Annotated in this window: 13 protein-coding genes; 10 read left to right on the top strand and 3 right to left on the bottom strand. The window is 72.5% G+C overall.

Going from position 1 to position 14,544, the window contains the following annotated elements; translation table 11 throughout:
- The first annotated feature begins 136 nt into the window (after window positions 1-136).
- The 4 genes from ACFY8W_RS33055 to ACFY8W_RS33040 all read left to right on the top strand — a co-directional run bounded on the left by ACFY8W_RS33055 (window position 137) and on the right by ACFY8W_RS33040 (window position 4,064).
- A complete protein-coding gene (locus ACFY8W_RS33055) occupies window positions 137-1,009 on the top strand; it encodes a hypothetical protein (protein WP_391113431.1) in 873 nt (290 codons plus the stop codon).
- Window positions 1,006-2,139 (top strand): hypothetical protein, encoded by a 1,134-nt coding sequence (locus ACFY8W_RS33050; RefSeq protein WP_391113429.1) that lies wholly within the window; start codon window positions 1,006-1,008, stop codon window positions 2,137-2,139. The genes ACFY8W_RS33055 and ACFY8W_RS33050 overlap by 4 nt, the downstream gene beginning before the upstream one ends.
- A gap of 23 nt (window positions 2,140-2,162) precedes the next feature.
- A complete protein-coding gene (locus ACFY8W_RS33045; protein ID WP_391114186.1) occupies window positions 2,163-3,515 on the top strand; it encodes a hypothetical protein in 1,353 nt (450 codons plus the stop codon).
- 198 nt (window positions 3,516-3,713) lie between these two features.
- Window positions 3,714-4,064: a hypothetical protein gene (locus ACFY8W_RS33040; RefSeq protein WP_391113427.1), complete on the top strand. Its 351-nt coding sequence runs from the start codon at window positions 3,714-3,716 to the stop codon at window positions 4,062-4,064.
- 79 nt (window positions 4,065-4,143) lie between these two features.
- Here the strand turns inward: ACFY8W_RS33040 and ACFY8W_RS33035 are convergent, their stop codons facing one another.
- Window positions 4,144-5,649 (bottom strand): oligopeptide:H+ symporter, encoded by a 1,506-nt coding sequence (locus ACFY8W_RS33035; protein WP_391113424.1) that lies wholly within the window; start codon window positions 5,647-5,649, stop codon window positions 4,144-4,146.
- Window positions 5,650-6,098: 449 nt separating this feature from the next.
- Here ACFY8W_RS33035 and ACFY8W_RS33030 point away from each other — a divergent pair, with 449 nt between their 5' ends.
- Together ACFY8W_RS33030 and ACFY8W_RS33025 are read left to right on the top strand one after the other, a co-directional pair.
- The gene (locus ACFY8W_RS33030) at window positions 6,099-6,776 is read left to right on the top strand and encodes a response regulator (RefSeq protein ID WP_391113421.1); all 678 of its coding nucleotides are present in this window, start codon (window positions 6,099-6,101) and stop codon (window positions 6,774-6,776) included.
- Window positions 6,777-6,788: 12 nt separating this feature from the next.
- A complete protein-coding gene (locus ACFY8W_RS33025; protein ID WP_391113418.1) occupies window positions 6,789-8,060 on the top strand; it encodes an ATP-binding protein in 1,272 nt (423 codons plus the stop codon).
- Between the two features lie 113 nt (window positions 8,061-8,173).
- Here the strand turns inward: ACFY8W_RS33025 and ACFY8W_RS33020 are convergent, their stop codons facing one another.
- Window positions 8,174-8,689: a GtrA family protein gene (locus ACFY8W_RS33020; RefSeq protein WP_391113415.1), complete on the bottom strand. Its 516-nt coding sequence runs from the start codon at window positions 8,687-8,689 to the stop codon at window positions 8,174-8,176.
- Window positions 8,690-8,876: 187 nt separating this feature from the next.
- Here ACFY8W_RS33020 and ACFY8W_RS33015 point away from each other — a divergent pair, with 187 nt between their 5' ends.
- The 4 genes from ACFY8W_RS33015 (at window position 8,877) to ACFY8W_RS33000 (ending at window position 12,827) form a co-directional block, all read left to right on the top strand.
- Window positions 8,877-10,016, top strand: coding sequence for a 5-(carboxyamino)imidazole ribonucleotide synthase (locus tag ACFY8W_RS33015; RefSeq protein ID WP_391113413.1), 1,140 nt, complete (start codon window positions 8,877-8,879; stop codon window positions 10,014-10,016).
- A gap of 34 nt (window positions 10,017-10,050) precedes the next feature.
- Window positions 10,051-10,548, top strand: a complete 498-nt coding sequence (gene purE, locus ACFY8W_RS33010) for a 5-(carboxyamino)imidazole ribonucleotide mutase (RefSeq protein ID WP_391114183.1) — start codon at window positions 10,051-10,053, stop codon at window positions 10,546-10,548.
- Complete coding sequence (locus ACFY8W_RS33005; RefSeq protein ID WP_391113410.1) at window positions 10,545-11,741, top strand: membrane dipeptidase; 1,197 nt, start codon at window positions 10,545-10,547, stop codon at window positions 11,739-11,741. The genes purE and ACFY8W_RS33005 overlap by 4 nt, the downstream gene beginning before the upstream one ends.
- A gap of 150 nt (window positions 11,742-11,891) precedes the next feature.
- A complete protein-coding gene (locus ACFY8W_RS33000; RefSeq protein ID WP_391113407.1) occupies window positions 11,892-12,827 on the top strand; it encodes a membrane dipeptidase in 936 nt (311 codons plus the stop codon).
- 134 nt (window positions 12,828-12,961) lie between these two features.
- On the opposite strand, the gene ACFY8W_RS32995 is transcribed toward ACFY8W_RS33000, so the two are convergent.
- Window positions 12,962-14,299, bottom strand: a complete 1,338-nt coding sequence (locus tag ACFY8W_RS32995) for a nucleotide sugar dehydrogenase (RefSeq protein WP_391113404.1) — start codon at window positions 14,297-14,299, stop codon at window positions 12,962-12,964.
- Window positions 14,300-14,544 lie beyond the last annotated feature (245 nt).

The raw sequence follows: 14,544 nt of genomic DNA, 5'->3' as shown, positions 1-14,544 counted from the left end.
TGGATCCGGGCGCGGGCGTGGCGGCCCGGGCGGGGGCGCGCTCCTCCGGCCCGGGCTACGGCCCGGCGGCCCGCGCGGCGCCGCGCTCCTCCGGTCCCGGCCCCGGCGCGGCAGCGCGGGCGGCGCCGCGCTCCTCGTGCTGTTCTCGGCCGCGCTCCTCGCCGCTGCCCCAGCGGTCCCGGCCCAGGCCCCGCAGGCCCAGGCCCAGCAGGTCCAGGCCCCGGCCAAAGCCCCGCAGGTCCAGCCCCAGGCCCCGCAGGTCCAGCCCCCGGCCCGGTCGTCCCAGGTCAAGGTCTCTCCCGCTCCGCCCCGCTGGACCGCCGCGCCCGCCGCCGGGCGGCCGTACGTCTATCTGGAGGGCGCGGTCGGCAGCGTGCTCCAGGACACCCTGTCCGTCACCAATCCCGGAACCGAACCACTCACCGTGCGGCTCACGGGACAGGGCGCGGCCGTCGCCTTCGCCGTGCGGACGGTGACCGTGCCCGCGAGGACGCGGGCCGACGTGCCCTTCGCGGTGACCGTCACCGCCGACACCCCGCCCGGTGACCACCGCGGCGAGGTACGGGCGAGCTCCGGCGGACGCGAGACCACCGTCCCGCTCCACCTGCGGGTCAGCGGCCCACGGCTCGCCGCGCTCACCGTCGAGGACGTCGGCGTCGAACGCCCGGGCACCCTGCGCTACACCCTGGTCAACCGCGGCAACACCGTGCTCGCCCCGCGCCTCGCCGTACGTGCCGAGGGCCTGTTCGGCACCGTGCTCGACCGCCCCGAACGCGCCCTTCCGCTCGTCCTGCGCCCCGGCGAACGCGTCACCCGCACCGAACCCTGGCCCGACCCGCCCGCGCTCGACTCGGTCACCGTGCACCTGACGGCCGGGGCCCCCGGCGCGGCTCCCGCGAGCGCCCGTGCGGACGCCGCCTTCGCCTCCCCGGCGGGTGTCGGCGCCCTGGCGGCCGCCGTCCTCGCGGCGGCCGGCACGGCCACGTACGCGATACGGAGGAGACGATGACGTACCTGCGTAGGGCGCCGCGTACGGCACCGCGTACGGCGCTGTCCGCGGCGGCGGTCGTGCTGCTCGCCGCACTGCTGCTCGCCCTGCTGCCCGCCAACCCGGCCGCGGCCGAGGCGGGCCCCACCGTCGCGCTCTCGCAGCCGGAGGGCGGCAAGGGCGGCGAGATCACCGTCAGCGGCTCCGGCTGGAAGCCCGGTGCGCTGCTCATGCTGCTGATCTGCGGCAAGGCCGCGCCCGGCAAGGGCGTCATCGGCGGCACCAACTCCTGCGCCAACGCCGACGGCCGCGCCGCCACCGTCGACGCCAAGGGCGCGTTCAGCCAGAAGCTGCCGGTCGCCGAACCGCCCGAGCCCTGCCCCTGCGTGGTCCACGTGGCCGGTGTGACCGGCCAACAGGAGACCGTGGACGTCGAGTTCACCGTCGCCGGGCATCCCACCGCGCCCCTGCCCGAGGACTCCGGCAGCGGCCGGCTCGTCGTGCTCACCTCCGCCCGGCTCGAGGGCTCCAGCGGCGTCCTCGTGTGGTTCGGCGCGCCCGCCCGCCGCGAGATCGTCGTGACCCTCGGCAACCTCGGGCAGACCGCGGTCAAGGACCCGGTCTTCGAAGTCGGCACCAGCCACGGGGTGTTCGCGCCGCAGTACGAGGAGCGCCAGTGGCGCGGCACGATCGAGCCCGGCCGCAAGGCGCTGGTGCGGCTGCCGGTCGAGCTGACGGCGGGCGCCCACGGCGACTACCAGGTGTCCGTGCGCCACGGCGGGAAGGTCGTCGTCGAGCAGCCCTGGGGCGTCGGCCGCCCGTACGGCGTCACGCTCTTCTGGCTGCTGCTCGCGCTCGTCGTCCCGGCCGCGGTCTTCCGCGTCGGCATGGCGGTCGTCGACCGGGTCCGCCCGCAGGGCGCGCACGGCCCGCACGGGCCCCGCGCGGCATCCGGCCGGACCTCCCGCCGCGAGCCCCGCGGACAGGGCCGCCGGCCGCGCCGCTCGCCGGGTCGCCCACCGGCCGGCGCGCCCGCGCCCGTACCCGTACCGGCGGCGTCGTCCGCCGACGGACCGACCGCGGTCCTGCCGTGGTTCACCCCCGATTCCGCACCGTCAGAGAACAGCCCGACGACGAAGGGACAGTCGTGAGGACGACACGCACGACACGGAGGATCAGCGCGGCCGGCGTCGCGCTGATGCTCGGCGGCGCGGGAATCCTGCTGGCCGCCGGCCCCGCCATGGCCGCGGAGGTCTCCTACAGGACCGAGTGCATCCCGCCCTCCATCTCCGGCCTCCCGCCGGTGCAGGGCACCACCAAGGTGCAGATCACCGCGCCCGCCGAGGCCAAGGTCGGCGACGAGGTGGAGGTGGTCTGGAAGACGGTCGAGGCCGCGTCCAAGAACCCGGACATCCTCGACCTGGACAAGGACACGGTGAAGCCGACCGGCGTCATCAAGCTGGGCGGCGCGGCGAGCGGCACGCTCGCGATGGAGGGCCCGCGGCAGAACCCGCCGATCCCGAAGAACAGCCCGATGGTCCTGCCGGACATGAAGGGCAAGCTGAAGCTGGACAAGGCGGGCGAGATCACGCTGACGCCCGACAAGTACACGATCAACGTGTCCAAGCCGATGTCGACGGACACGAAGTGCTCGCCGAAGGAGACGGTCGCGGTCGGCGCCACGATCAGGGTGACGGCCGGCGGCGGCTCCTCCAGCGGCGGTACCACGACGTCCGGCGGTACGACGACGAGCGGTGGCACGACGTCCGGCGGGGGCACGACCACCTCGGGCGGCACCACCAGTGGAGGTACGACCACCTCCGGCGGCACCACGTCGTCCGGCGGCACCACGGCCTCCGGTGGCAGCACCGCGGGCGGTTCCGCCTCCGGCGGTGGCGGCGGGCAGACCGACTTCCCCGGCAAGGAGGTCGCCGTGAGCTTCGCCTGCCAGGCCCCCGGCCCCGCGTCCATCACCTCCAAGGTGACCATCAACGCCAAGAAGAACGGCGGCTCCTACGACCTCACGGTCAAGACCGCCAAGGGCGTCATGAACAGCCCGGCCGCCCTCCCCAAGGGCGCCCTCAAGCCCTCCATGGCCGTGAAGATCGGTGGCGCCGACAGCGGCACGGTGACCGTCACCGGCGCGGCCAACCCCGAGCCCCTGGAGGCGGGCAAGCCGGTCGACCTGACCGACATGACCGGCACGTACAAGCCGGGCGCGTCCGGCAAGGCCACGCTGAGTCCCGGCAAGCTGACCATCAGCGTGACGCTCGGCGGCTCTCCGATCGTCATCCCGTGCGAGGTCAAGGGCTCCGTGCAGGCCTCGCTCACGCTCGACACCGAGAAGCAGGCCGGCGGCGCCGTCGGCGGCGGCTCCTCGACCACCACGTCCGGCGGCGGCGGGCTCGCCGAGACCGGCGCCGAGGACGGCGGCGCCCTGCGTGCCCTCGCCCTGGTCGCGGGCACGGTGATCCTGCTCGGCGGCGCGGTGTTCACGTTCACCCCATGGGCGCGGCTGCGTAGGTAGCAGGACGGAGCGCCTGATGGGGGGCGGTGCTCAGGACGTACTCATTACCCTGGGTAGTCCTTGTGTCGCCGCCGGTGCGGGTGATTGTCTCCAGGTGTTCGCCACAGCGAACACCTGGACACGCACGGCCTGCTCGACCGGCAGGTGAACGACGTGCCGGGCCCTCTCGGAGGGCTCGGCACGAGGAAAGGAACGCACATGCGCTGGGGGAAGAAGCTCGCGTCCGGAGCGCTCGCCGTCATGCTGGGTGCCGCGGGCACCGGACTGCTCACCGCCGCACCGGCCCAGGCCGCGGGCAAGTACAACTGCAAGGCGTACGCGAGCATGGACAAGCTCGGCCGGCCCACGGCGTACTCGACCTGCAAGTCGGGCAGCGGCAAGGCGGTCAAGCAGCACCGGGCCGTCATCAAGTGCGACCAGGTGCAGGGAGCGCGTGAGCACGTGATGACCTGGACGCTCTACGGTCCCTGGGTCGGCCCGGGCCAGAAGTCCAACGTCCGGTGCGGCACGAAGAACTTCCTCCGCGGCTTCAGCGCCCAGACGCGCTGACGACCGACGAAGGGCCTGGCCCGGCACCCCTTCCGGGTGCCGGGCCAGGCCCTTTCGCGTAGGACGGTCCGTCAGGACCTCAGCGCACGTCGCCCATGAGAGCGCGGATCTTCTTGCCCGCGGTCATGAAGGCCAGACCCGCGGCGATGGCCACGACCGCCCAGAGCGAGTAGTACAGTGCGTCGCCCAGCGGCTCGTTGAGCTTGGTGGTCCAGCCGTTGAGGGCGTTGCCCGTCGCGGTGGCGAGGAACCACAGGCCCATGATCTGGCCGACGAACTGCTTCGGAGCCAGCTTCGTCGACAGCGACAGGCCGACCGGCGAGAGGCACATCTCGCCGAGGGTCTGGACGAGGTAGACGCTCAGCAGCCAGAAGACGGTGACCTTGCCGGTCTCGCTGTTGGCCGCGGCGGCACCCGCGAGGCCCATGATGGCGAAGGATCCGCCGATGAGGAGCATCGCGAGGGCGAACTTCATCGGGGCGCTGGGCTCGCGGTTGCGCTTGGCGAGCCTGACCCACAGCGCGGCGAAGAGCGGCGCCAGCACGATGACCATCGCGGGGTTCACGGACTGGTACCAGGACGCCGGGAACTCCCAGCCGAGGATCATGCGGTCCGTCTTGTTGTCGGCGAACAGCGTGAGCAGCGAGCCGGACTGGTCGTAGATCATCCAGAAGAGGACGGCGGTGGCGAAGAACCACACGAACGCCTTGATCTTCGGCTTGTCCTCGCTCTTCAGTGCCGGGTTGCGGTACATGGCGACGAAGTAGACGACCGGCACGATGATGCCGAGGATCGCGAGCACGTTCACGATGTGCTCGATGTCGTACGTGCCGAGCACGATGTCGGCCAGGAGGGCGGCGACGGCCAGCCCGCCCCACAGCAGGACCTTGCGCAGCGCGCTGCGCTTCTCCGCGGGCGTCGCCGGGGTGCCCGGCTCCTTGCCGACGTCACCGAGGTGACGCGAGCCCAGGACGTACTGGACGACGGCGAGGGTCATGCCGATACCGGCGACGGCGAAGCCCAGGTGCCAGTTGACGTTCTCGCCGAGGTAGCCGACGACCAGCGGGGCGGCCATGCCGCCGATGTTGATCGACATGTAGAAGAGCGTGAAGCCGGCGTCGCGGCGGGCGCTCGGCTGACCCTCGTACAGACCGCCGACCATCGCGGAGATGTTCGGCTTCAGCAGGCCCGTACCGGCGGCGATGAGGGCGAGGCCCACGAAGAACGCCGTGTCCGAGGGGATGGCGAGGGTGTAGTGGCCCAGGGCGATGACGATGCCGCCGACGAGGACGGCCTTGCGGGCGCCCCACAGGCGGTCGGCGACCCAGCCGCCGGGCATGGCGGCCATGTAGACCACCGCGTTGTAGACGCCGTAGATGGAGGCGGCCAGCGCCTCACGTCCTTCGAGAGGTCCGTCGAGTACACCCGCGACCAAGTAGAGGACGAGGATGCCGCGCATCCCGTACCAGGAGAAGCGCTCCCACATCTCGGTCATGAAGAGAGTGGCCAGGCCCCGGGGGTGGCCGAAGAACGTCTTCTCGGAACCGGGGGTTCCGGAGGAAGCCGTCGTCAGGCTGGACGCCATGTCGATCCTTGCTCTGTCGGGACGCGCGCTTCGTGAGCGGAGTGCGCCCGGTGGGGGAGGCCGGCACCGGCGGGGAGCGGTCGCACCCCACCGGGATCCACGCCCTGACGCGTCGTCGCGCCGTAGGACCCGGCCCACAGGTCGTTCACTGTCCTCAAGGCTGCCGAGGCCGCCTTGCGCAGAAAAGAGACCCTTGACGTGTCAAACACGGTCAAAGGTCCCCGATTACCGCTACAGAACTCTCGACACCATACGACACGACAGTGCCGGATATGGAAGGACTTGAGAGATGGATCACAGGCACTGACGGAACCAACTTCCTTCATTCGAAGGTCATCAGCACATTACGGGTCAAGATCCGAAGGGGCCGTCCAGAGCCCCCGTTCACCCGAACCGGGTGCCCCCGGATCCCGCCCCGGCGCCGCGGCCGTGCGGACTACCATCACCCCATGACCCGTGTACTGCTCGCCGAGGACGACGCATCCATCTCGGAACCGCTGGCCCGCGCCCTGCGGCGGGAGGGGTACGAGGTCGAGGTCCGCGAGGACGGACCCACCGCGCTCGACGCCGGACTCCAGGGCGGCGTCGACCTGGTCGTGCTCGACCTGGGCCTGCCCGGCATGGACGGCCTCGAGGTCGCCCGCCGGCTGCGCGCCGACGGCCACACGGTCCCGATCCTGGTGCTCACCGCCCGCGCCGACGAGGTGGACACGGTCGTCGGCCTCGACGCCGGCGCCGACGACTACGTCACCAAGCCCTTCCGCCTCGCCGAGCTGCTCGCCCGGGTCCGGGCCCTGCTGCGGCGCGGCGCCAGCGAGCCCGCCGCCGCGCCCGCCACCCACGGCGTGCGGATCGACGTCGAGTCGCACCGGGCCTGGATGGGCGACGAGGAGCTCCAGCTCACCGCGAAGGAGTTCGACCTGCTGCGGGTCCTGGTCCGCGACGCCGGCCGGGTGGTCACCCGCGACCAGCTGATGCGCGAGGTCTGGGACACCACGTGGTGGTCCTCCACCAAGACCCTCGACATGCACATCTCCTGGCTCCGCAAGAAGCTCGGCGACGACGCGGCGAACCCGCGCTACATCGCCACCGTTCGCGGCGTCGGCTTCCGCTTCGAGAAGAGCTAGGCCGACTCCTCCGTGCGCCGCCGTCTGATCAACTCCACGCTCGCCGTGGTGCTCGTCGTCATCGCCGTCTTCGGCGTCTCTCTGGTGATCGTCGAGACCCGCACGATCTCCAGCAGCGCCCAGGAGAGCGTGGACTCCGAGGCCCTGCGGATCGCCTCCATCGTCGACAGCCGGCTGATCGGCGGCGAGCCCGTCGACGCCGGCGTCCTGGCCGACCTGAGCGGCGCCAAGCGCTACGCCCTGGTCACCATGCCCGGCCGCGCGACCGTCGAGATCGGCACCCGGCCCACCGGCAGCGTCATCCGCGGCCTCGCCGAGGGCGAGCGCGGCGAGACCGTGGTCGTCGAGGAGAGCCGCTCGGTCGTCACCGACGAGGTGGGCCGCACCCTGATGATCATCGCCGCGGTGGCGCTGCTCTGCGTCGTGGCGGCCGTGCTGCTCGCCGTACGGCAGGCGAACAAGCTCGCCTCGCCGCTCACCGACCTCGCCGAGACCGCCGAGCGGCTCGGCTCCGGCGATCCGCGGCCCCGGCACAGGCGGTACGGCGTGCCCGAGCTGGACCGGGTGGCGGACGTCCTCGACGCCTCGGCCGAGCGGATCGCACGGATGCTCACGGCGGAGCGACGGCTCGCCGCCGACGCCTCCCACCAGCTCCGTACGCCCCTGACCGCGCTCTCCATGCGGCTGGAGGAGGTCGCCGTGGCCGACGACCTCGACACGGTCAGGGAGGAGGCGACGATCGCGCTCACACAGGTCGAGCGGCTCACCGACGTGGTCGAGCGGCTGCTCACGAACTCGCGCGACCCGCGGACCGGCTCCGCCGTCGCCTTCGACCTCGACGAGGTCATCAAGCAGCAGCTGGAGGAGTGGCGGCCCGCCTACCGCAGCGCGGGCCGGGCCATCGTCCGATCGGGCAAGCAGGGCATGCGGGCCGTCGGCACCCCGGGCGCGGTCGCCCAGGTCCTGGCGGCGCTGATCGAGAACTCGCTCATGCACGGCGGCGGCACGGTCGCGCTGCGCACCCGCGTCACCGGCAACCAGTCGGTCATCGAGGTCACCGACGAGGGGCCGGGCGTCCCCGCCGACCTCGGGGCGCGGATCTTCGAGCGCGCGGTCAGCGGGCGCAGCTCCACGGGCATCGGCCTGGCGGTCGCCCGGGACCTCGCGGAGGCGGACGGCGGGCGCCTGGAGCTGCTCCAGCAGCAGCCTCCGGTGTTCGCGCTCTTCCTCGGCCGCGAGGTCAGGAGCCGCAGGGAACCGGCAGGGGATCGCCCGGTCCGCTAGTGCGTCCGGGGACCGGCGACGTGGAGAACGGCAGGTGAGCACACCCGCAGCCCCGGCAGACGTGGAGACCGGCAGGTCAGCACACCAGCAGACCGGCGGACGTGCGGCGGGGCTCAGACCCGGTCGGGCTGCTTGCGGGTGGCCTGGTGGGGCGCCTGCTCCAGGAACGATTCGGCGGCCTGCACCGCCTCCTTCGCCGGCAGCGCACGGAACACCCAGGTCCGGTAGGACCAGAAGCGGAACAGGGTCGCGACGCCGATGCCGAAGAACTTGAAGAAGTTGCTCTGCAGCGGGGTGTCCCAGCCGAAGCCGTACGTCGCCGCGTAGAGCACGCCGTTCTCGATGACCATGCCGGCCACGCTGAACAGCAGGAACAGCGCCAGTTCCTTCGTGCGTCCGGACTTGTCGCGGTCACGGTACGTGAAGTAGCGGAACCCCACGTAGTTGAAGAGGATCGCCACGGCCGTGGCGATGATGCTGGCCCGCACCACCGGAAGCTCGGTGACGTGGCGCACCAGGTTGAAGACGCCCAGGTTCACCAGGACGCCCAGCCCGCCGACCACGCCGAACTTGGCGACCTCGCGGACGAGCCGGTCCACTCGCATGCGCAGCGCGCCGGGTTCGCTCATCGTGATGGCTCTGTCCCGTCCGTTCCGGATGTGTTCCGCCGACGCCACGGACGACGCCAACCCAGCCATGCTAACCAGCCGCCCTGCCGAGCGCCCGGGATGTGAGCGATCCGTGTGCGACCGCACCCCGGCTGTGACAAAACACAGCCGGACGAGGGTCCCGGACTTGTGCGGATACCCTAAGAGGGTGACGTTCCCGGTAGTCGGCATGGTCGGCGGCGGTCAGCTCGCTCGTATGACGCACGAGGCAGGCATCCCGCTCGGCATCAAGTTCAAGCTCCTCAGTGACACCCCGCAGGACTCGGCGGCCCAGGTGGTGAGCGAGGTCGTCATCGGCGACCATCGCGACCTGGCCACGCTGCGTGACTTCGCGCGCGGCTGTGACGTGATCACCTTCGATCACGAGCACGTGCCCGCGGAGCACCTGGCGGCCCTGGAGGCGGACGGCGTCGTCGTCCGGCCCGGCCGTTCGGCCCTCGCGCACGCCCAGGACAAGGGGGTGATGCGGGCGAAGCTCGACGAGATCGGCGCGCCGAGCCCGCGGCACCGCATCGTGGCGGACCCGGCCGACGCGGCGGTCTTCGCCGCCGAGGTCGGCGGCTTCCCGATCATCCTCAAGACCGTGCGCGGCGGATACGACGGCAAGGGCGTCTGGTTCGTACGGTCGGAGGCCGACGCCCAGGACGCCTTCAAGGCCGGTGTCGCGGTGCTCGCCGAGGAGAAGGTCGACTTCTCGCGCGAGCTCGCCGCCAACATCGTCCGCTCCCCGCACGGCCAGGCCGTCGCCTACCCGGTGGTCGAGTCCCGCCAGGTCGACGGGGTCTGCGACACCGTGATCGCGCCCGCGCCCGACCTGGACGACGAGCTCGCCGGGCAGGCCCAGGAGCTGGCCCTGCGGATCGCGAAGGAGCTGGACGTCGTCGGTCACCTGGCCGTCGAGCTGTTCCAGACCCGTGACGGCCGGATCCTCGTCAACGAGCTCGCCATGCGGCCGCACAACTCCGGCCACTGGACCCAGGACGGCGCGGTCACCTCGCAGTTCGCCAACCACGTCCGGGCCGTGCTCGACCTCCCGCTGGGCGACCCCCGCCCGCGGGCGAAGTGGACCGTGACGTGCAATGTTCTGGGTGGCGACTACCCGGACATGTACCAGGGGTACCTGCACTGCATGGCCAGGGACCCGCAGCTCAAGATCCACATGTACGGCAAGGACGTGAAGCCCGGCCGCAAGGTGGGCCACGTCAACACCTACGGCGACGACCTGGACGACGTGCTGGAGCGCGCCCGTCACGCCGCCGACTACCTGCGAGGAACGATCGTTGAGTAACCCGGCTGCTTCGACCCCGCTCGTCGGCATCGCGATGGGGTCCGACTCGGACTGGACCGTCATGGAGGCCGCGGCCCAGGTCCTGGACGAGTTCGAGATCGCGTACGAGGTCAACGTCCTCTCCGCGCACCGCATGCCGCGCGAGATGATCACGTACGGCGAGGAGGCCGCCGACCGCGGTCTGAAGGCGATCATCGCGGGCGCCGGCGGCGCCGCCCACCTGCCGGGCATGCTCGCCTCCGTCACCCCGCTGCCGGTGATCGGTGTGCCGGTGCCGCTGAAGTACCTCGACGGCATGGACTCGCTGCTCTCGATCGTGCAGATGCCGGCCGGCGTGCCGGTCGCGACCGTCTCGGTCGCCGGCGCCCGGAACGCGGGCCTGCTCGCGGCCCGCATCCTCGCCGCGCACGACGCCGAACTGCTCGGGCGGATGAAGGAGTTCCAGCAGGAGCTCAACGACCAGGCGAAGGAGAAGGGCAGGCGGCTGCGGCAGAAGGTCGAGGGCGCGGGCTCCTTCGGGTTCGCCCAGTGAGCGCGGCGGCCGACCGCCTCGCGGAGGCCCGTGAACTCCTCGCCTCGGCACCCGTCGTCGACGGCCACAACGACCTGCCGTGGGCGCTGCGCGAGCAGTGCGGCTACGACCTCGACCGGCTCGACATCGCGGGCGACCGCTCGGCGTCCCTGCACACCGACCTCGCCCGGCTGCGCGCCGGCGGCGTCGGCGCCCAGTTCTGGTCGGTGTACGTGCCGGGCCGGCTGGCCGGGGACCACGCGGTCAGCGCCACCCTGGAGCAGATCGACGCCGTCGACCGGCTGATCGAGCGGTACGCGGCGGACCTCGCGCCCGCGCTGACCGCCGACGACATCGAGGCGGCCCGCGAGGAGGGCCGGATCGCCTCCCTCAAGGGCGCCGAGGGCGGCCACTCGATCAACAACTCGCTGGCCACGCTGCGCGCGCTGCACGCGCTGGGCGTGCGGTACATGACGCTCACCCACAACGAGAACAACGACTGGGCGGACTCGGCCACCGACGAGCCGCGGCACGGCGGCCTCACCGCCTTCGGCCGCGAGGTCGTCCGCGAGATGAACCGCACCGGCATGCTCGTCGACCTCTCGCACGTCGCCGCGACGACCATGCGCGACGCGCTGGACGCCACGGCCGCGCCGGTGATCTTCTCGCACTCCTCGTCCCGCGCGGTCTGCGACCACCCGCGCAACATCCCGGACGACGTCCTGGAGCGGCTGTCCGCCAACGGCGGCGTGGCGATGGCGACCTTCGTGCCGAAGTTCATCCTGCCCGCGGCGGTCGAGTGGACGGCCCGCGCCGACGAGAACATGCGCGCCCACGGCATGCACCACCTCGCCACCACGCCCGAGGCGATGGCCATCCACCGCGCCTTCGAGGCGGACAACCCCCGCCCGATCGCGACGGCCGCCACGGTCGCCGACCACCTCGACCACATGCGCGAGGTCGCCGGCGTCGACCACATCGGCATCGGCGGCGACTACGACGGCACGGCGTTCACACCGGCCGGCCTGGACGACGTCGCCGGCTACCCGAACCTGGTCGCGGAGCTGCTCACCCGCGGCTGGTCGCGCGCCGACCTGGCGAAGCTGACCTGGTCCAACACGGTCCGGGTGCTCCGCGACGCGGAGGCGGTGGCGCGCGAGCAGCAGACGCTGCGCGGCGCCTCGATCGCGACGATCGGATCCCTGGACGCTTAGGACATACGGGAACTGACGGAACATCAGTGAGGGCCCCGCCACCGGCGGGGCCCTCGCCGCATCCCCCGGACGGCCCAGTCCGCCGCGCCCGCACCCCGTCGCGGTGGCACGGTGGACCGTACTGCCTCAGTAGTACGGAGTGAGTCACCCATGGCAGATCTGCTCGACGATCCCACCACCACGTTCACCCCCGCCCACGCCGCACCGGCGGGCGACACCGATCCCCCCGGACATCCCCGGCCCCTCGACGAGTCGACCCGTGCGCGCGCGCTGCTCGCCGCGCAGCCGGTCGTCGAGGGGCACACGGATCCGCCCCACGTGACCGACCCCGATCCGGACCCGGAGGACCTTCCGCCGGTACGGGCGGCCGAGGCGGGGGCACAGTTCTGGTCCCTGCGCGTGGACGCCGACGACGGCGTGCTCGGCACCCTGCGCAGGATCGACGCGGTCCGCGCCCTCGTGGCGGCCTGCCCCGAGCACCTGCGCCTCGCGCACACCACCGCGGAGATGGCCCACGCCCGCAACTGCGGCCGGGTCGCCGTGCTGCTCGGCCCGGTGAGCTGGGCGGCCGTCGGCGGTTCGCTCGCCACCCTCCGGGCGTACCACGCGCTCGGCGTACGGGCGGTCGGCCTCACCCGCTACGACCGCTTCGCCCGCGAGGCGGTACGGGAGATGAACCGCCTGGGCCTGGTCGTGGACCTCGCGGGCGCCGACCCGGACACCGTCCGCCAGACCCTCGCGGTGAGCCGGGCCCCGGTCCTCCTCACCCGCGCGGAACCGGACGCCGTGCCCGACGACGTGCTGTGCCTGCTCGGCCGGAAGGACGGCGTCTGCATGGTGCCGGTCACCCCGGACGAGTCCGCGACGGCCGACCGCCTGGACCGTCTGCGTACCCTCGCGGGACCGAGGTCCGTCGCCCTCTCCCACGCGGAGGACCCGCGCACCGGCTACGGTCCCCTCTTCGCGGAGCTGCTGCGCCGGGCCTGGCCGGCGGAGGACCTGGTGGCCCTGGCTCACGGCAACGCCACGCGCGTCCTGCGCGAGACGGAGTTCCGGGCCCGGGCGTACCGCCCGAGGGCGGCCTGACGCACGCTCCGCGCGGGCCGCGCCCGACCGGGTGCGGCCCGCGCGGTCGCGGTGAGCCAGGCGCGGTGGGCGTTGCGCCGGCCGCGGTGGGTGTCGTCAGCGGCGGTGCGCGTGTCGGCCGCGCAGGGTGGGTGTCAGGCGCGCGGGCGGCCCATCGCGCGGTAGGTCCAGCCGGCCTCGCGCCAGCGGGTGGGGTCGAGGGCGTTGCGGCCGTCGAGGATGACGGGGGCGGAGACCACCGAGGCCAGTTCGGCCGGGTCCAGCGCGTCGCGGAACTCGCGCCACTCGGTCAGGTGCAGCACCACGTCCGCGCCGCGCACCGCGTCGAGCGCGGTGGGCGCGTAGGCGAGCGTCGGGAAGAGCCGGCGGGCGTTGTCCATGCCCTTGGGGTCGTAGACGGTGACCTGGCCGCCCTGGAGGTGGATCTGGCCGGCCACGTTCAGCGCGGGCGAGTCGCGGACGTCGTCCGAGTCAGGCTTGAAGGTCGCGCCGAGCACCGCGACGCGCTTGCCGAGGAAGCCGCCGCCCAGGGCCTCGCGGGCCATCTCCACCATGGACGCGCGGCGCCGCATGTTGATGGAGTCGATCTCGCGCAGGAAGGTCAGGGCCTGGTCGGCGCCCAACTCACCGGCCCGTGCCATGAAGGCCCGGATGTCCTTCGGGAGGCAGCCGCCGCCGAAGCCGATGCCGGCCCGCAGGAACTTGTTGCCGATCCGCTCGTCGTGCCCGATCGCCTCCGCGAGCCTGGCGACGTCGCCGCCGGCCGCCTCGCAGACCTCCGCCATCGCGTTGATGAAGGAGATCTTCGTGGCGAGGAAGGAGTTGGCGGAGGTCTTCACCAGCTCGGCGGTCGGGTAGTCGGTCACCACGAACGGCGAGCCCTCGGCCACCGGTACCGCGTACACCTCGCGCAGCACCTTCTCGGCCCGCTCGCCGCCCGCGCCCTCGGACAGGCCGACCACGATCCGGTCCGGGTGCAGGGTGTCCTGCACGGCGAAGCCCTCGCGCAGGAACTCCGGGTTCCAGGCGAGCTCGACGCCCTCGGGGAGCAGCTCGGCGAGCCGCCGGGCCGAGCCGACGGGCACGGTCGACTTGCCGACGACGAGCGCGCCGTCCCGCACCACGCCCGCGAGCGAGGCGAAGGCGGCGTCGACGTACGACATGTCGCACGCGTACTCGCCGTGCTTCTGCGGGGTGTTCACGCAGACGAAGTGGACGTCGCCGAAGGCGCCGACCTCCTCCCAGGAGGTCGTGAAGCGCAGTCGCCCGCTCGATCCCTCGATCCCGGCGACGTGCCGCGCGAGCAGGTCCTCGAGGCCCGGCTCGTACATCGGGACGCGCCCGGTGGCCAGCATCTCGATCTTCTCGGGCACGACGTCGAGCCCGAGGACCTCGAAGCCGAGCTCCGCCATGGCCGCGGCGTGGGTGGCGCCGAGGTAGCCGGTGCCGATCACGGTGATCTTCAGGGCCATGCGGTCTCCAGTGAGGAGTCGAGGTCGGGCGGAATGCCTGCCCGAGCATAGTCGGGGCCTGGATCGCGGCCGGGTCACGCCCTACCATTTGGGTTACTTAACGGTAGTTAGCAAGCGTGGGAGTGGATGAGCGTGGCAGGATCCGCCGGTTTCGATCTGTATCGCCTGCCGGAGGAGCACGAGATGCTCCGGGAGTCGGTCCGTGCGCTGGCGGAGGCGAAGATCGCTCCGTTCGCGGCGGCGGT

The sequence above is a fragment of the Streptomyces sp. NPDC012637 genome (assembly GCF_042954805.1).
Lineage (GTDB): Bacteria > Actinomycetota > Actinomycetes > Streptomycetales > Streptomycetaceae > Streptomyces.
The sequence above is the reverse complement of the archived record's forward strand: the minus strand, read 5'-3'. Positions and strand labels throughout refer to the sequence as shown.